This is a genomic window from Paenibacillus riograndensis SBR5, assembly GCF_000981585.1.
In the GTDB taxonomy this organism is placed as follows: domain Bacteria; phylum Bacillota; class Bacilli; order Paenibacillales; family Paenibacillaceae; genus Paenibacillus_AQ; species Paenibacillus_AQ riograndensis.
The window spans coordinates 146,228-163,284 of the sequence record NZ_LN831776.1; the positions used below are offsets into that span (position 1 = coordinate 146,228).

The 17,057-nt window shown below is 52.6% G+C and carries 16 protein-coding genes; 12 read left to right on the top strand and 4 right to left on the bottom strand.

What is annotated here, in order from left to right:
• The first annotated feature begins 52 nt into the window (after positions 1-52).
• The 6 genes from PRIO_RS00720 to PRIO_RS00745 all read left to right on the top strand — a co-directional run bounded on the left by PRIO_RS00720 (position 53) and on the right by PRIO_RS00745 (position 6,045).
• Entirely contained in the window at positions 53-1,174 is a 1,122-nt protein-coding gene (locus PRIO_RS00720; protein ID WP_025709140.1) for an ABC transporter ATP-binding protein, read from the top strand.
• A gap of 332 nt (positions 1,175-1,506) precedes the next feature.
• Positions 1,507-2,445, top strand: coding sequence for an HPr(Ser) kinase/phosphatase (gene hprK, locus PRIO_RS00725; protein ID WP_020425530.1), 939 nt, complete (start codon positions 1,507-1,509; stop codon positions 2,443-2,445).
• Positions 2,446-2,457: 12 nt separating this feature from the next.
• Positions 2,458-3,489, top strand: coding sequence for a prolipoprotein diacylglyceryl transferase (lgt, locus tag PRIO_RS00730; protein ID WP_020425531.1), 1,032 nt, complete (start codon positions 2,458-2,460; stop codon positions 3,487-3,489).
• Between the two features lie 7 nt (positions 3,490-3,496).
• Complete coding sequence (gene ppaX / locus PRIO_RS00735; RefSeq protein ID WP_020425532.1) at positions 3,497-4,150, top strand: pyrophosphatase PpaX; 654 nt, start codon at positions 3,497-3,499, stop codon at positions 4,148-4,150.
• Positions 4,147-4,671, top strand: a complete 525-nt coding sequence (locus PRIO_RS00740; RefSeq protein ID WP_020425533.1) for an acyltransferase — start codon at positions 4,147-4,149, stop codon at positions 4,669-4,671. The genes ppaX and PRIO_RS00740 overlap by 4 nt, the downstream gene beginning before the upstream one ends.
• A gap of 222 nt (positions 4,672-4,893) precedes the next feature.
• Entirely contained in the window at positions 4,894-6,045 is a 1,152-nt protein-coding gene (locus tag PRIO_RS00745; RefSeq protein WP_020425534.1) for an acyltransferase, read from the top strand.
• A 210-nt stretch (positions 6,046-6,255) separates the two neighbouring features.
• Here the strand turns inward: PRIO_RS00745 and gntK are convergent, their stop codons facing one another.
• From gntK to gnd, 4 genes are all read right to left on the bottom strand, one after another.
• Positions 6,256-7,785, bottom strand: a complete 1,530-nt coding sequence (gene gntK, locus PRIO_RS00750; RefSeq protein ID WP_039784999.1) for a gluconokinase — start codon at positions 7,783-7,785, stop codon at positions 6,256-6,258.
• Positions 7,786-7,917: 132 nt separating this feature from the next.
• A complete protein-coding gene (locus PRIO_RS00755; RefSeq protein ID WP_020425536.1) occupies positions 7,918-9,279 on the bottom strand; it encodes a GntT/GntP/DsdX family permease in 1,362 nt (453 codons plus the stop codon).
• Between the two features lie 153 nt (positions 9,280-9,432).
• Positions 9,433-10,104, bottom strand: a complete 672-nt coding sequence (locus tag PRIO_RS00760; protein WP_020425537.1) for a GntR family transcriptional regulator — start codon at positions 10,102-10,104, stop codon at positions 9,433-9,435.
• Positions 10,105-10,240: 136 nt separating this feature from the next.
• Positions 10,241-11,143 (bottom strand): phosphogluconate dehydrogenase (NAD(+)-dependent, decarboxylating), encoded by a 903-nt coding sequence (gene gnd, locus PRIO_RS00765; RefSeq protein ID WP_020425538.1) that lies wholly within the window; start codon positions 11,141-11,143, stop codon positions 10,241-10,243.
• 321 nt (positions 11,144-11,464) lie between these two features.
• Between gnd and PRIO_RS00770 the strand changes: the two genes are divergently transcribed.
• From PRIO_RS00770 to hisA, 6 genes are all read left to right on the top strand, one after another.
• Positions 11,465-12,682, top strand: a complete 1,218-nt coding sequence (locus tag PRIO_RS00770; RefSeq protein ID WP_039785001.1) for an ATP phosphoribosyltransferase regulatory subunit — start codon at positions 11,465-11,467, stop codon at positions 12,680-12,682.
• 384 nt (positions 12,683-13,066) lie between these two features.
• Positions 13,067-13,723: an ATP phosphoribosyltransferase gene (gene hisG, locus PRIO_RS00775; protein ID WP_020425612.1), complete on the top strand. Its 657-nt coding sequence runs from the start codon at positions 13,067-13,069 to the stop codon at positions 13,721-13,723.
• A gap of 22 nt (positions 13,724-13,745) precedes the next feature.
• A complete protein-coding gene (gene hisD / locus PRIO_RS00780) occupies positions 13,746-15,053 on the top strand; it encodes a histidinol dehydrogenase (protein WP_020425611.1) in 1,308 nt (435 codons plus the stop codon).
• Entirely contained in the window at positions 15,043-15,654 is a 612-nt protein-coding gene (gene hisB, locus PRIO_RS00785; protein WP_020425610.1) for an imidazoleglycerol-phosphate dehydratase HisB, read from the top strand. Before hisD ends, hisB begins: the two co-directional genes overlap by 11 nt.
• Positions 15,655-16,278, top strand: coding sequence for an imidazole glycerol phosphate synthase subunit HisH (gene hisH, locus PRIO_RS00790; RefSeq protein ID WP_020425609.1), 624 nt, complete (start codon positions 15,655-15,657; stop codon positions 16,276-16,278). It abuts the gene before it with no gap.
• Positions 16,279-16,318: 40 nt separating this feature from the next.
• Positions 16,319-17,056 carry a 1-(5-phosphoribosyl)-5-[(5-phosphoribosylamino)methylideneamino]imidazole-4-carboxamide isomerase gene (gene hisA / locus PRIO_RS00795; RefSeq protein WP_020425608.1) on the top strand — a complete coding sequence of 246 codons (738 nt, stop codon included), beginning with the start codon at positions 16,319-16,321 and terminating at the stop codon, positions 17,054-17,056.
• Position 17,057 lies beyond the last annotated feature (1 nt).

Sequence of the window (17,057 nt, forward strand, 5' to 3'; positions counted from 1 at the left end):
CAAGAAAGCGATTTATTTTTTAATCCAATAATTGACTCGAGGGGGAAATACAATGGCAGGCGTTCGTTTAGAGCATATTTTCAAAAAATACCCGGGTTCCGATAAAGCAACAGTAATCGATATCAATCTTGATATTAAAGATAAGGAATTTCTGGTATTGGTCGGACCATCCGGTTGCGGTAAATCCACAACCCTGCGTATGATTGCCGGTCTGGAAGAAATCTCCGAAGGTAAGATGTACATTGGCGACCGTGTAGTCAATGATGTAGCTCCTAAAGACCGCGATATCGCGATGGTATTCCAATCCTACGCCTTGTATCCGCACATGAGTGTGTATCAGAACATGGCATTCGGTTTGAAACTGCGTAAAGTGAAAAAAGAAGAAATCGACAAAAAAGTTCGCGAAGCTGCGAAAATCCTCGATATCGAACATTTGCTTGACCGTAAACCAAAAGCATTGTCCGGTGGTCAACGCCAACGTGTCGCTCTGGGCCGCGCGATCGTACGTGATCCGCAAGTCTTCCTGATGGATGAACCTCTCTCCAACTTGGATGCTAAACTTCGTGGTCAGATGCGTGCTGAAATCACTAAGCTGGTTAAACGTCTTGAAACCACTTGTATCTATGTAACACATGACCAGACAGAAGCTATGACAATGGGTGACCGTATCGTAGTTATGTATGATGGTATCATTCAACAAGCTGCTTCTCCTGAAGAGTTGTACAATGAGCCAACAAACCTGTTCGTAGCCGGATTTATCGGTTCCCCTACAATGAACTTTATCAATGGTACACTATCTGATGTTGGCGGCGCCGTACGCTTCCGTGCAGAGAACCTTGATGTTGAAGTACCAGGCGGCAAAGCTACACTGCTGCGCAACAAAGGCTATATCGGCAAAGAAGTAATCATGGGTGTTCGTCCGGAAGATATTCACGAAGAACCAGTATTCCTGGAAGCTTCTCCGAACACGATCTTCACTTCTCTGGTTGATGTTACTGAAAACCTGGGTCATGAAATGCTCTTGTACTTGAGCGGCCTTGGTGCCGGCACTGTAATCGCCCGTGTAGATGGACGTTCCACTACCCGTGAAGGCAGCAAGCCAAAATTGGCGATCGACATGAACAAAATCCACATCTTCGACAAGGAATCCGAACTTAACGTTCTGCTCGGATAAGATAGCGTAACCGTTTGAAGAAAGCCGCCTGAGAAGGCGGCTTTTTTAATAAACAGAAGCAGCTATATTTTGGGGGCTTTCTATACAGCGCATGATTTTGGACGGAAAGCCATGGCCCCACAATGTGGGGCTGTTTATTTTTTGCATACCACGGCTCTTGAGAGCCCTGCTTTTTTGCTGAGTCCGACAGAAGGAACAAGGCTATTATGATTGCATTCATAGGCGTTATCCATTAAGATAGCAGGAGAATTACCTGCGGCTGGGATAGGAACTGTTATTAACCAAATGCGGGCGAGCGGTTACCGCCGCTGGTGACGAAAGGACGGACACACATGGCTAAGAAGGTAAAAGTATCTGAATTGGTGCAGAATTTTCAGTTAGAGGTTGTTTCCGGACATGAGGGTTTGAAGAGACCGATTACAGTGGATGATTTGAATCGTCCCGGTCTGGAAATGGCTGGTTATTTTGAATATTACCCTGAAGAACGTGTTCAACTGCTGGGCAAGACCGAGCTGGCTTTTTTCTCCATGCTGCCGGACGAAGAACGTAAAAGCCGGATTCGCGGGATCTGTAATGATAATACACCTTGTATCGTGATTACAAGAGCACTTGATGTACCGCAGGAGCTTATTGATATAAGCAACGAAAAAGGATTGCCGGTGCTGCGCAGCTCTATGGCGACTACGATATTTTCCAGCAGGCTAACCAGCTTTTTGGAAGGCCGTCTGGCGCCTACAGCCACGATTCATGGCGTTCTCTGTGATGTATACGGTGTGGGTATGCTGATTACAGGCAGTAGCGGCATCGGTAAAAGTGAGACAGCGCTTGAGCTTGTAAAACGGGGGCACCGTCTGATTGCCGATGACGCGGTAGAAATCCGCCAAACCTCGGATAACCAGCTGCACGGGACGGCTCCGGAGCTTATCCGCCACCTGCTGGAAATCCGCGGTGTCGGTATAATCAATGTAATGACATTGTTTGGCGCAGGGGCGATCCGCAATCATAAACGCATTACGCTGGTAGTCAGACTGGAAGCCTGGCAGCAGGACAAGCAATATGACCGGCTCGGACTGGATGAGGAAACGACACGGATTATCGATACAGATGTGCCGCTTGTTACGATTCCCGTACGCCCAGGACGTAACCTTGCAGTTATTATCGAAGTGGCGGCAATGAACTATCGTTTGAAGCAGATGGGCTTCAATGCGGCGTTGCAGTTCACCAATAAGCTTACTGCCACCATATCTGAAGACATGGATGATTTGGACTAGGAGTGTGAGAGCATGTTTTTTTCGTTAGCGATTGATCCGATTGTCTTCTCCATCGGTTCACTGCCGGTTCACTGGTATGGTTTGATACTGGGTGTCGGCGCATTGGCCGGGTTGTTTTTGGCGATCCAAGAAGGCAAGCGTTTCAACATTCCGCAGGAATTTTTCATGGATATGCTGCTGCTCGGTGTGCCGTCTGCGATCATTGGTGCGCGGATTTATTTTGTGGCTTTCAAATGGGAGGATTACAAGGACAACCTTATTGATGTCTTCAAGATCTGGAACGGCGGAATCGCAATCTATGGTGCTCTGATCGGAGCTATAATTTGCGGTATTATTTATTTCCGCTACAAAGGGTATGCGTTCTGGCGCATTGCAGATATTTGCGCACCCGGACTGCTTGCGGGCCAGATGATCGGACGCTGGGGGAATTTCGTGAACCAGGAAGCCTATGGTGGCGTTGTGGAGGAATCTTTCCTGCGCGACAAGCTGCATCTTCCTGACTTTATAGTGAACCAGATGTACATAGGAGATGCCTTCCATCATCCGACTTTCCTGTATGAATCACTCTGGAGCCTGCTGGGCATTTTACTGCTGATGGTGCTGCGCCGGCAAAAGTTTGTGCGTGCAGGCGAGATTTTCCTGTCTTATTTCATTTGGTATTCCATCGGACGCTTCTTTATCGAAGCACTGCGTACAGACAGCCTGGCTTTCAAGGGGAACAGCGGACTGGCCTCCTTCCTGAACGGATTATGGTCGCCAATGAAGTGGCTTGGTTTCGAACAGGGATATCTTGATCCGGCTTATGGAAATATCCGCAGCTCGCAGCTTTTAGCGCTGCTGACTATCTTAGCGGCTATAATACTAATCATTGTCCGGCGGGTAACAGGTCAGCCTAAGGACCATTACTCCGATCCTATTGTCAGCACCAAGGCTGCCGCAGCGGATGCTGTAGTTCCAGAAAGTGCCGCCCATACGCCGCAGAGTGCTCCACAGGTTAGACAACCGGAGCCGGAGAAAACGCCGGATGAATTACCGAAGGAGTAGCTGATTAATGATAGAATGTATACTGTTTGATCTGGACGGAACGATTGTAAATACTAACGAGCTGATTATCAACTCGTTCATGCACACACTGAAGGAGAATAATCTGCCCCCGCTGACCCGGGAGCAGATTATTCCCTATATGGGGACTACGCTGCATCAGCAGTTGAGTGCTTTTTCCGGCCTGGAAGATACCAGCGCGCTGGAGCTGTCTTACCGTTCCTATAATTATGCTCACCACGATGAGCTGATTGGCTCTTTTCCCCATGTGAATGAGATAATGGAGGAGCTTGCGGGCCGCGGCATCAAGCTGGGGATTGTGACGACGAAGATTCGTCCGACCACAATCAAGGCGCTGGAGATGTTCGATCTGCTGAAGTACATGGAGACCATTGTGACGGTAAACGATGTAGTTCAGCCAAAGCCTCACGCAGAGCCGGTTCTGAAGGCTGTCAGCAACCTCGGCGTTGACCCGCGGAGAACGCTGATGGTTGGAGACAGCCCTGTCGATATCCAGTCCGCCAAAGCGGCTGGTGTCTGTGTAGCTGCAGTAGCCTGGTCGCTAAAAGGTGAAGACGTATTGCGCAAATATGAGCCCGATTATATCATCCATGATATGAAGGACATCTTCGGTATCGTGGACCAGGGGACGATGGAACCGTGAGAAGAGTAACCCGCTATCCCGTGGAAGGGCACAACTCCCTTTGGTACATCTACCGCACGGTCAGCCCGTGGAAAGGTGTGCGTAATTTTATCTTTATACAGATTGCCCGTTATTGTCCGATTCTGCCGGTTAAGAACTGGATATACCGTAACGTCCTGGGCATGAAGGTGGGCAAGCACACTGCGTTTGGGCTCATGGCGATGGTAGATGTATTTTTCCCGGAAAAGATTACGGTGGGCGAAAACTCTGTGATCGGCTATAATACCACAATTTTGGCCCATGAATACCTGATCAAGGAATACCGGCTGGGTGAAGTCATTATCGGTGAAAATGTACTGATCGGTGCCAATACGACGATTCTTCCTGGCGTAATCATCGGAGATGGGGCGGTTATAGCGGCCGGATCAGTAGTGCACAAGGATGTGGCGGCAGGTTCCTTTGTCGGGGGCAACCCGCTCAGGGAGCTGCGTCCGTCGGCCAGGAATGATAGGGATGACTCCGAAGATAATGATGTTATGTGAAAGGTTGCCCTGCAGTATGGTTGCGTGCACTCACGCAGGAGCTGCGGGGCTTTGTTTTGACAACAAAAATAGTCAAAGATTAAGCAACCTCTCAGTGTCCAGCAACACGAGCGGGCGTTATACTTAAAGGATAGGCGTATTCTGCATATGGGGCGTAATGCAAGTATTTGATTGTTTTTGAAAAAGGCACCTTAGGTGTGCAGTTATACAGGAGGATATGGAATGGGACAAAAGGAAAGAATTCCACAGCTGGATATATTTAGGGCAATTGCGATTCTTGCGGTGATTGCTATACATGCCACTTCACGCACACTGGCGGAGACACTGGACACCTCGATGTTCCATCCGTTTCTGTTCATCAACAAGTTCAGCCAATTTGCTGTGCCGTCGTTCGTCTTTTTGAGCGGATTTGTGCTGTTCTACAATTATATCGACCGGCCGTTAACGGGAAAAACACTGGGAAAGTTCTATAGCCGGAGACTGATTTATATTATTGTGCCTTATGTTGTATTTTCGCTCATGTACTTTATCCTGAAAATGACCGCAGGCCATACCTGGAATCTGCCTCTGGATGAGATGGCCCACAAGCTTGGCAAATATCTGCTTACCGGGACAGCGTATACGCATCTGTACTATATTATTATCATTATCCAGTTCTATGTGCTGTTTCCGCTTATGTTATGGTGTCTGCAAAAGGTCCGGCGGCTTGCGGCCTGGGCCCCGCTGATCGGGCTGCTGCTGCAATGGGGATTCGTGCTGCTGAACAAATATATGACGAATCATGGATACTGGCACCTGTCCAAAGGCAGTCTGTCTATTACCTACTTCTCCTACTTTCTGCTCGGGGCGGCCATTGCAGTTTATTATGGAACCTTGAAACGATGGCTGATTCTTTCGCGTGAGGGTTGGCTTTCGGGTAAAGGACCCGGGTGGATTGTGCTGTGGGTACTATGGGCTGCTGCCGGGATCATACATGTGGAACTGTGGTTCAACAGCTACACGAAGAAAACGGTGATTAACAGTCTGTGGTATGAGGGCTTCTCCAATCTTCATGCGCTGCTCTCCTGCATTGTGCTGCTGCAGCTGTCTTTCCTGCTGTATGGCACAGGCCGGCGTGTGCTGAGCCGTATGCTGATCTCTATCGGTGCCTGTTCTTTTGGGATCTATCTGCTTCATCCGGCACTGCTGTTCCTATACAGAAAACTTCCGTTTCACGGGGGTTCACTTGCGTATACGGCTGCCATTGCCGGTGGATGGCTTGTAGCATTGCTAGGCTCCTGGCTCGTTGTAGCCGTGGTCTTCCGGTATGTGAAGCCGGCCTGGGTGGTCTTTGGCTCCGGACCGCATAAGCCGCAGAAGAAAGCAGCCCTGTAGCTTAAGTATAAGATGAAATTATATGAACAAGTAGAAACGGCTACGCCGTCCTTATTAGGACGGTAACCGTTTCAGCGGGAAATAGAAGGATAATTTATAGCGTGAAGCATAGAAATTCTTATATTTAAAAAAAGCGCCGACTGCCCGCAATTTTGCGGTTTGGTCGGCGTTTTGTATAAGGACGGGAGCAGCCGGATTCTTGCCGGGTTCTTATTCCCCGGCCTGCTCCCGCTGGAATTCAGCGATGGCCTGATACTGGCTCTCCAGGCTGCGGAATAGGGAGATATAGATGGGCAGCAGCTGCTTGTAGACGCGGGCGTGCTCCTTCACCGGTTGATGCTGATGGGTTGAGCCGATCATGCTGAATACAATGTCAAAGGAGTCTGTGCGTCCGGTCGCGTAAAGGCCCAGCACGACCGCGCCCAGACAAGAGCTTTCGAAGCTCTCCGGAATGACAACCTCCTGGTCGAAAATATCGGCCATCATCTGCCGCCACAGTGAGGAGCGGGCGAAGCCGCCGGTGGCATGAATTTTGGCAGGCCGCCCAATCTGCTCCTCCATGGCCAGCAGTACGGTGTACATATTGAAGATGACTCCCTCCAGCACGGAGCGGATCATATGCTCTTTGTGGTGATTCATCGTCAGCCCGAAAAAGGAGCCCCGGGCATCGGGATTCCACAGCGGCGCGCGTTCTCCGGTCAGGTAGGGGTGAAAGAGCAGGCCATTGCTGCCCGGCGGCACCTGCTCGGCAATCCGCGTCAGCACCTCATAGGGGTCAATGCCGAGGCGCTTCGCTGTCTCCACCTCGGAGGCGGCAAACTCATCCCGGACCCAGCGGAAGAGCAGGCCGCCATTGTTCACCGGGCCGCCGATGACCCAGTGCTTCTCGGTCAGGGCATAACAGAAGATCCGTCCCTTGGGATCGGTAAGCGGACGGTCCACGACCGTGCGGATGGCTCCGCTGGTGCCGATTGTGGCAGCGACGACCCCCGGCTTAATGGCGCCGACACCAAGATTGGAGAGTACACCGTCGGTGGCCCCTACAATAAAAGGAGTAGACGGCAGCAGTCCGAGCCGCTCAGCCATCCCTGGCAGCAGCCCCTGCATGATCCGGGTGGTGGGAACAGGTTTGGAGAGACGCTCTGCAGTAATGCCGGCAATATGCAAAGCTTCTTCATCCCAGCCGAGCTGCTGCAAATTGAACATGCCTGTGGAAGAGGCAATGGAATAGTCTATGACGTATTCACCAAATAGCTTGGCGAAGATATATTCTTTGATGGAAATGAATTTGAATGTCTGGCGGAACAGGTCCGGCTGTTCCTCGCCCAGCCACATCAGCTTCGTGAGGGGAGACATGGGGTGGATAGGCGTGCCTGTACGCAGATACAGCGCATGGCCGCCCAGTTCGTCCCGCAGGCGGGCGGCACAGCCGGCGCTGCGGTTATCTGCCCAGGTAATGCAGGGCGTCAGAGGATTGCCTGTACGGTCTACAGCAATCACACTGTGCATGGCGGAGCTGAATGACAGAAAAAGAACGGAATCCGGACGTACGGCACTGTCCTTCATTACCGTTGAAATCGTATGAAATACAGCGCTCAGGATTTGCTCCGGGTCCTGCTCTGCTACCGAAGGTGAAGGGGTGTGCAGCGGGTAGCCCTGATTTGCTTGAGCGGTGATTCTGCCATTTTCCTCAAAGAGAACAGCCTTTGTGCTTGTAGTTCCAATATCGACGCCGATCATATAGGATGTGCCCAATTCTCAGACCTTCTTTCTGATGAAAATAAGGAAAGCGGGCCGGGTAAACCTGCAGCCGCCCCGTTCCGCTATCCTGATATGCTAGAGATGTAAAAAGTATAAGGTATTGGCAGTGCTTTAGACAAAGATGCTGAGAATCATGATGAAGGTTAGACCCACTACGGAGAGAATGGTTTCCATCACCGTCCATGATTTTAAGGTCTGTACGACAGACATGCCAAAAAATTCTTTGATCATCCAGAAGCCGGCATCATTGACATGGGATAAGACCAGCGATCCGGCACCCGTAGCAAGCACTGCCAATTCGATGTTCACACCAGGGGTTACGGCAAGGACAGGAGCGATGATGCCGGCAGCAGTAGTCATGGCCACAGTGGCTGAACCGGTAGCTACTCGGATCAAGGCAGCAATCAGCCATGCGAAAAATATTATATTTACATGGGTTTGGGTGGCCAAAGCCGCAATGGCTCCGCCGACTCCGCTGTCGATCAACACCTGCTTGAACGCTCCGCCGCCCCCGATAATCAGAATAATGGAAGCTGTCGGTGCCAGACATTCACTTGTAAAACGGGAGATTTCTTCTTTCTTGAAGCCGCGTGCAAAACCCAGCGAGAAGAAGGAAAAAACGGCTGCGATAAGCAGTGCAATGATCTCATGTCCGATAAATTTGGCAAAAGGCGTAAAGGCGCTAGAGGCCTCAGGATCTATAATATCAGCAACTGATCCCATTAGCATCAATATAACGGGCAATAGAATCGTTAACAGAGTAATCCCGAAACCGGGAAGTTCCCGGACGCTTTTGGCGGCGAATTGCTCAGCCAGCTCCCGGGGAGGCTCCACGCGTATCCGTTTGCCTATGAATTTACCGAATAACGGTCCGGCAATAATCGCCGTGGGCAGACCTACAATCATGGAATACAGAATCGTTTTACCCAAATTTGCACCGTAGGCACCAATGGCAATCATAGGCGCCGGATGCGGCGGCACAAGGCCGTGGACGGTGGACAAGCCGGCCAGAATCGGGATTCCGATTTGCAGGAGCGGCATTTTTGTTTTGCGTGCCACCATAAAGACCACGGGGATCAGCAGAATTAAGCCAACTTCAAAAAATACGGGGATTCCGACAACAAAACCTACCAGCATCATAGCGTAGTGGACCCTTTTCTCTCCAAAACGGTCAACCAGCGTATCCGCAATTCGCTCCGCACCGCCGGATTCGGCCATCATTTTTCCCAGCATCGTACCTAGGCCTATAACAATCGCGATCGTGCCCAGTGTTCCGCCAAGCCCGCCGGTAATCGACTTGATCAAAGACGGGTACTCCATCCCTGCAAGCAAGCCAAGGGCCAAGGCAGAGAGAAGCAGCGTGACGAACGGGTTCCACTTGAATCTGGCGATAAGCATAACCAGAAAAACAATGACAAGCAATGTCCAGATAAGCAATGTCGCATTATGACTAAGTCCGAATAAACTATCCATAGTGAGCGTGTCCTCTCTATTGTGGTTTCACGTGTAGCACATAGCTTAAGTTGTAGGATAACCAGATTGAGCGCTTTCAATAAAATAATCTATTTGTATACTTGTCGACAACATGATCAAAACAAAGGCGGGCCTTTGCTGAAAGAAGAGTATTTAGGGAAGGCTGCGAATCAGCGTTTCTCCAGAGTCGGCGAAATACTCCTTAACCACCTTGTGTATAGTCTCAGGATCTCCTGAACGAAGGGCCTCTACAACCGTCCGGTGTTTATCTGCCACCCAATTCATGCGTGCTTCCCCGAGGGTGAAGCCTTTTTCTGTAGTAATCAGAATGACGGTCATCACGATGTAGCGGATGCTGTTCCACAGGTGAAGAATCCGGGTGTGATTGGCTTCTGTGACAATAGCTTCGTGAAAAGAAAAGTCCTGGAGCGCAAACTCCACATAATCATTGTGTTTGACGGCCAGCTTCATCTTGTCGATGGATTGTTCAAGCTGCTGGATTAAGGCATCCTGTATATTAACGGCCAGTCTTTGCTGGGCAAAACTCTCGATGAGGTAGCGCACATCATACAACTCTTTGACGTCCTTGATATTCAGGCCCACCACTACGGCTCCCATTCTTTCCAGACGGATCAGTCCCTCGCCAGACAAGGATTTAAGCGCTTCCCTGACAGGGGAACGGCTGGTCCCAAAATCGGCAGCAATCCGGTTCTCGGAAAGCACCTCGCCCGGTTTGATGTGTTCATTAATAATTTGCAGCCTGAGTTCACAGGCAATCGATTCTCCAAGGGAGGCTCCTTGCAGCCAAGTGGCAGGATAATGCATGTAAAACGACTCCTCTATGTGATTAGTTGTAAGCTAAGTCCTGGCATTCCCTTAATTTTAGCATACAATGTCTTCACGGTTCCATCAGTTTAACATGCCTTTTGTCCTGCACGGAGCTCATTTTGCAGTTATGAAGTTATTGTTCCCCCTGCACAACGGCGTGGCCGCCGAATTCATTACGGAGGGCGGCGACTACTTTGCCATGGAAAGTATCGTCCTCCAGGGAACGGTACCGCATCAGAAGCGATAGGGCAATAACCGGTGTGCTGGTTTCAAGATCAAGAGCGGTTTGAACCGTCCATTTTCCTTCTCCGGAGCTGTGCATCACCCCGCGTATACCGGAGAGCTTCGGGTCTTTGGCAAAAGCATTCTGCGCAAGCTCCATCAGCCAGCCGCGGATCACAGAGCCGTTTGACCACAATTGTGCGACATTCTCATAGTTATAGTCAAAACTGCTTTTCTCCAGCAGCTCAAAGCCCTCGGCAATCGACTGCATCATCCCGTACTCAATGCCGTTGTGGACCATTTTCAGAAAATGGCCGCTGCCGCTTTCCCCCGAGTAGAGATACCCCCGCTCCACTGCCAGATCGCGGAATAAGGGCTCAATTACTGTGAATACTTCAGCATCACCGCCAACCATGAAACAAGCACCATGCTCCGCGCCTTCCGTTCCCCCGGATGTGCCGGCGTCAAACAAATAAATGCCCCGTTCACGCAGCTTCCCTGAGCGCACGATGGATTCTTTATAATGGGAATTCCCGCCGTCGATGATGATATCGCCTGCTTCAAGCAGCCCGGCAAGGGTGTCAATAACTCCTGTTACGATCTCTCCGGCCGGAACCATGACCCAGAGAATTCGGGGATGCTCCAGCTTCGTGACCATATCCTCCAGGGATGAAGCGGGAAGCGCCCCGCGCTCGGCCAATTGCAGTCCCCTTTGCGGATTGATATCGCTTACCACAAGATCATGCCCATGGTTCAGCAGGTTCAGTGCCAGGTTGTAACCCATCTTGCCCAGTCCGATCATACCTAATTTCAATGCCATTCACTCCTTAACAGAAAATAGTGATTAACTTGTGTACTTGTATACAACTTAGTTTGTATCTTACTACTGGGGTTAATACTTTGTAAAGAGTAATTTTGTAAGCGGTTCATATTCAGGTGAAGGAAGGCGCAATATATAAAAATCTTAACTTCACTCTATATGTAAGCAATAAATGCTATTCTATATAACAAAGGTCAATTGACGTAAAGGGTGGTCCGTGATACGATATTGCCACTACTTTACTTTGCTACCACTTTACCATAATAAAGTGTTCGTCTACATTATTGAAGATATCTGATGAGGTGACCAATGAAGATGTCCAAACCCAAGGGATTCGAGAAGCCGGCCGGCGTGCGTGACTATCTCCCGCGTGCAGTGACCAAGCTGCGCAAGATTGAGAAGGATGTGCTGCACTGCATGAGCCGCTGGGGGTACCGGCAGATGATTACGCCCACTTTGGAATACTACGACACGGTCGGCGTGGCCAGCTCCACATCGGACCAGAAGCTCTATAAATTGCTTAATAACCGCGGGCAAGCCCTGGTGCTGCGCTCCGAGATGACAGCGCCGGTGGCGCGTGTGGTTTCCTCTCTGTTAAAAGACGAGCCGCTGCCGCTCCGCTTGTCTTATCACGCCAACGTGTTCCGGGCGATTGAGGAGGAAGCGGGGCGGGAGGCGGAATTTTTTCAGACCGGGGTTGAGCTGGTCGGAGACGATTCACCGGAGGCGGATGCCGAGGTTGTGGCACTGGCAATTTCCTCGCTGCAGGCCGCCGGTGTGAAGTCCTTCAAAATCGCCATGGGGCATGTCGGCTTCCTCGACGGGCTGTTCCAAGAGGCGGTTGCCGGTCTTCCTGACGCGCAGGAGGAGCTTAAGAGCCATCTGCTGAACCGCGATTATGTGGCGTTCCGCGAGACACTGCGGCGTCTGGAGCTGTCCGAGGCGCAGAAGAATGAGCTGGACGGGCTGCTGCGGCTGCGGGGAGGCAAGGAAATCTGCGGCCAGGCGCTTGAGCTCAGCAGCCATCCGCTGGCCCGGGCCTCCATTGAGCATCTATGCAAGGTGTGGGAAGTGCTGGTGTCATACGGGGTTTCACAGCATGTGCTGATTGACCTGACGATGATCGGCGACTTCTCCTATTATACAGGCATGACCTTCGAGGGCTACGCCTCGGAGCTGGGATTTCCGGTATGCAGCGGCGGCCGTTATGACAATCTGCTGCAGCAGTTCGGACGCCCTGTTCCTTCGACGGGCTTCTCCTTGAAGACGAACCGTATTCTGGACGGTGTATCCGGTGTGCCGGAAGAGGAAGAGCTGCCGATTCTGATCCAGTATGACGCTCCAAGGCGCAAAGAAGGCCTGGCGGAGGCGGCGCGTCTGCGGGCTGAAGGGCATGTGGTAGTGACGCGGCTGGCGGCAGAGCCCGGCGATCTCAAAACGGTGAAGCGTCTGGACACGGATACGGTTGAAGCGGAGGGCGACAAGTACGGGGAGATTTATACGTTTGTGTCTTTTGTCAGCGAGCACGGCTGAGAAGAGGGTGAGTAAGGTTACCGGGATGAAATGTGCCGAAGCAGCAGGGTGCCTCTATATAAGTTAAACTTAAAGAATTCATAAAAAGGGTAGAAGTGCGGAGGGGAAGTTTGGATACTTACAGAGCGGTAGCGTCCGCCTGAAAGCTTTCCGTAGGAAAGCTAGCATCGGAAGCATAATCAGTCACCGGATTTCAACCGCAAAAGGCGGTTCCAATCAAGAAATTCTTACGACAACAGCGGCTGGAAGTCCAAACATTCCCTGCAGTGACGACCACACCCCACAATGTAAAATTAAAGTTCAACTTATATAGCATTCTGGATTGATAGAATATCAGGTTCGACCTATATATAGGCAAGGATATGGAAATGGAGGTCTATGATCATGTCGCAGATATTGAAGGTGGCCATGCCGAAAGGGCGGATTTACAATAAAGCGGCGGAGCTGTTCCGCCAAGCGGGACTGCCGATTCCGCCGGATGGCGAAGAGTCGCGCAAGCTGGTGATATCCTTGCCGGAAGCGGGAATGGAGTTCATCCTGGCCAAGCCGGTGGATGTACCGACTTATGTGGAATATGGAGTAGCAGATATCGGCATTGTGGGCAAGGATGTGCTGCTGGAGGAGAACCGCGACGTCTACGAGCTGCTGGATTTGGGAATCGCGCGCTGCCGGATGTCGATTATCGGCCTGCCGAACTGGCAGCCGGGCATTCAGCAGCGGGTGGCGACAAAATATCCGAATGTGGCCTCGCGTTATTTCCGCGAACAGGGGCAGCAGGTGGAGGTTGTGAAGCTGAACGGCTCCATTGAGCTTGCGCCGCTGATCGGCCTTGCCGACCGTATCGTCGATATGGTGGAGACCGGACAGACGCTGAAGGATAACGGACTGGTGGAGATGAAGAGCATCTTCGAGATTACGAGCCGGCTTGTGGCCAACCGTGTAAGCTACCGGATGAAGAATGAAGAGATTCAGCAGCTGTGCGACCGCCTGCAGGCGGTTATCACCGGACCGGGACTGGCAACAGGCGGAGTAGAGCGCTAAGGAGCAAAAGGGGGAAGCAGCGGTGAAGGTTCAATCGAGTAAGGAATTTAAGCTTCAGCGTGAAGTGGAATACGGAACGCCTGAGCAGAATAAGGCTGTGAAGGAAATCGTGGCCGATATCAAACAGGAAGGCGATGCCGCACTGCTCCGCTATACGGAGCGTTTTGACGGTGCGGCACTCACGGCTGCCGGGCTGCGTGTGACGGAGGAGGAGCTCCAGGCGGCGTATGGCCGGGTGGAGGAATCCTTCGTGACGGCGATCCGCGCCGCCGCAGCCAATATCCGGGCGTTTCATGCCCGGCAGAAACGCAATTCCTGGATGGATCTGCAGCCGGACGGCACGATCCTCGGCCAGATCATCCGCCCGCTGAAACGCGTGGGCGTCTATGTTCCCGGCGGCAAGGCGGCCTATCCGTCCTCGGTGCTGATGAACGTCATTCCGGCCCAGATCGCCGGCGTTCCGGAGATCGTGATGGTCACTCCGCCGTCGACGGGCGGCACGGAGGGCATCGATCCTTACATTCTCGTGGCCGCCGCCGAAGCCGGCGTGAACGAGATCTACCGCGTGGGCGGCGCGCAGGCGATCGCCGCACTGGCCTTCGGCACGGCGTCCATCGCGCCGGTCGATAAGATCTGCGGGCCAGGGAACATCTACGTAGCCCTGGCCAAACGCGAGGTCTACGGCGCTGTCGACATCGACAGCATCGCCGGACCGAGCGAGATCGTCGTGCTCGCCGACGATACCGCCGAGGCCGCCTACGTCGCGGCCGACCTGCTCTCGCAGGCCGAGCACGACGAAATGGCCTCGGCCATCCTGGTCACGCCATCGCAGCGCTTGGCGGAGGCAGTCGCTGCCGAAGTGGAACGGCAGCTGCGGGAGCTTCCGCGCGAGGCGATCGCCCGCGCTTCCGTAGACAACTACGGCGCGATCATCGTCGTGGACTCGCTGGCAGAGGGAATCTCCGTAGTGAACCGGCTGGCGCCGGAGCATCTGGAGATTGTTACAGAGGACCCGATGGGCCTGCTGGGCAGCATCGAGAATGCCGGAGCCGTATTCCTGGGACCGTACAGCTCGGAGCCGGTGGGGGATTATTTTGCCGGGCCGAACCATATTATTCCGACCAACGGCACAGCGCGGTTCTCGTCGCCGGTAGATGTGGATGATTTCATTAAGAAATCCAGCCTGATCTATTACAGCAAAGAAGCACTGCTGCAGGACGGGGCAACGATTATAGAACTGGCCCGGCGCGAGGGGCTGGAAGGCCATGCGCGGGCAATAGAGATCCGACTACAGAACGAAGCGAAGGGTGGAGACGGGAATGGAGAGTAATAACGAGGCTGGAGCTGTGCGCAAGGCTGGACTCAGCCGCAAAACTAACGAAACGGATATTAAGCTGTCCCTGGCCGTAGATGGCAGCGGGGTCTCGGAGCTGGAGACGGATGTGCCGTTTCTGAATCATATGCTGGATTTATTCACGAAGCACGGCCAGTTCGATCTGTCTGTGCAGGCGCGGGGCGACATCGACATTGATGACCACCACACGGTAGAAGACATTGGCATCTGTCTGGGCCAGGCATTCCGTGAAGCGCTGGGTGACAAAAAAGGCATCAAACGCTACGCCAATGTCTTCATCCCTATGGATGAGGCGCTGGCTCAAGTGGTCATCGACATCAGCAACCGGCCGCATTTTGAGTACCGGGCAACGTATCCTTCACAGCAGGTGGGCAGCTTTTCAACAGAGCTGGTGCATGAATTTCTGTGGAAGTTCGCGCTGGAAGCACGGATTACGCTGCATGTAATCGTACACTACGGCTCCAATACTCATCATATGATCGAAGCGGTATTCAAGGCGCTGGGACGGGCGCTGGATGAAGCCACACTGATTGACCCGCGCGTGAAGGGTGTGCCTTCCACGAAGGGAGTGCTGTAGATGACGGTTGCAATCGTCGATTACGGCATGGGCAATCTGCATAGTGTCAGCAAGGCGGTGGAACGACTCGGGTATAAAAGTCTTGTGACGGGGAAGGCCGGGGAGATTCTGGCTGCTGATAGCGTCATTCTGCCGGGAGTCGGTGCGTTTGGCGATGCGATGGAGCATCTGCGGGAGAGCGGGCTGGATGCTGTGGTCCAAGAAGCCGCGGCCTCAGGACAGCCTTTGCTGGGGATATGCCTCGGCATGCAGCTGCTGTTCAGCAGCAGCGAAGAATACGGCACTCATGAAGGCTTAAATCTTCTGCCCGGCTCGGTGGTACGTTTTGCTCCCCGTGAGGGCTACAAAGTGCCGCATATGGGCTGGAACAAGCTGGACTTTCTGCAGCCACAGAGTCCGCTGTTCACGGGGCTTGAAGCAGGGCATGTATATTTTGTCCATTCCTTCCATGCCATCATGGCACAGCAGAGCGATCTGCTTGCTGTCACAGATTACGGGCATCCGGTTACGGCTATTGTAGGCCGGGAGAATGTTTACGGCATGCAGTTTCATCCGGAGAAAAGCGGAGAGCTGGGGATGAAGCTGCTGGGCAATTTTTTGAAACTGAAGGGCCCGCGGGCGTAAGCCCGCTATAACTATATTGTAACGAAAGTGGGAGCGCCACATGTCTTCTTTTATCGTATATCCGGCAATTGATATCCGGGATGGAAAATGCGTCAGACTGCAGCAGGGTGACTACAATCAGGAAACCATATACAATGACAGCCCGGTGAGCGTGGCCAAATCGTGGGAAGAACAGGGCGGGAAATTTATTCATCTCGTCGATTTGGACGGGGCCAAAGCCGGACATCCGGTGAATGATGCCATCATCGGGGCGATTGCCAAAAACGCGGGCGTCCCAGTGCAGGTAGGCGGAGGGCTCCGTACGCTTGCGGATGTGGAGAAGCTGCTGGGTCTCGGCGTCAGCCGGGTCATTATCGGTACTGCGGCTATTAACGATCATGCGTTCACAGAGGCTGTGCTTGCCAAATACGGTGACAAGGTTGCGATCGGCATTGATGCCCGGGGTGGTTATGTAGCCACTCATGGCTGGCTGAACACCTCCGAGGTGCGGGCGGAGGACTTGGCCAAGGAGCTGGCCTCCAAAGGGGCTGAAACTTTCATCTACACCGACATCTCACGCGACGGTATGATGCAGGGACCCAACATCGAGGGTATCCTGTCCATGGCTGCCACCAGCGGCAAAACCGTTATTGCTTCGGGCGGTGTAACGAGTCTGGACGACCTGCTGCGTCTGAGCGTACATAGCGGCAGCGGTATCGGCGGCGCAATTGTCGGCAAAGCGCTGTACACCGGCAATATTGATCTGGCCGAAGCGCTTCAGGCACTGGACAGCAAGTAGG

Excerpts from the sequence above, each read along its gene's own strand:
- PRIO_RS00720 (WP_025709140.1), top strand. The coding sequence starts at position 53 with ATGGCAGGCGTTCGTTTAGAGCATATTTTCAAAAAATACCCGGGTTCC.
- hprK (WP_020425530.1), top strand. The coding sequence starts at position 1,507 with ATGGCTAAGAAGGTAAAAGTATCTGAATTGGTGCAGAATTTTCAGTTA.
- lgt (WP_020425531.1), top strand. The coding sequence starts at position 2,458 with ATGTTTTTTTCGTTAGCGATTGATCCGATTGTCTTCTCCATCGGTTCA.
- ppaX (WP_020425532.1), top strand. The coding sequence starts at position 3,497 with ATGATAGAATGTATACTGTTTGATCTGGACGGAACGATTGTAAATACT.
- PRIO_RS00745 (WP_020425534.1), top strand. The coding sequence starts at position 4,894 with ATGGGACAAAAGGAAAGAATTCCACAGCTGGATATATTTAGGGCAATT.
- gntK (WP_039784999.1), bottom strand. The coding sequence starts at position 7,785 with ATGATCGGCGTCGATATTGGAACTACAAGCACAAAGGCTGTTCTCTTT.
- PRIO_RS00755 (WP_020425536.1), bottom strand. The coding sequence starts at position 9,279 with ATGGATAGTTTATTCGGACTTAGTCATAATGCGACATTGCTTATCTGG.
- PRIO_RS00760 (WP_020425537.1), bottom strand. The coding sequence starts at position 10,104 with ATGCATTATCCTGCCACTTGGCTGCAAGGAGCCTCCCTTGGAGAATCG.
- PRIO_RS00770 (WP_039785001.1), top strand. The coding sequence starts at position 11,465 with ATGTCCAAACCCAAGGGATTCGAGAAGCCGGCCGGCGTGCGTGACTAT.
- hisG (WP_020425612.1), top strand. The coding sequence starts at position 13,067 with ATGTCGCAGATATTGAAGGTGGCCATGCCGAAAGGGCGGATTTACAAT.
- hisB (WP_020425610.1), top strand. The coding sequence starts at position 15,043 with ATGGAGAGTAATAACGAGGCTGGAGCTGTGCGCAAGGCTGGACTCAGC.
- hisH (WP_020425609.1), top strand. The coding sequence starts at position 15,655 with ATGACGGTTGCAATCGTCGATTACGGCATGGGCAATCTGCATAGTGTC.
- hisA (WP_020425608.1), top strand. The coding sequence starts at position 16,319 with ATGTCTTCTTTTATCGTATATCCGGCAATTGATATCCGGGATGGAAAA.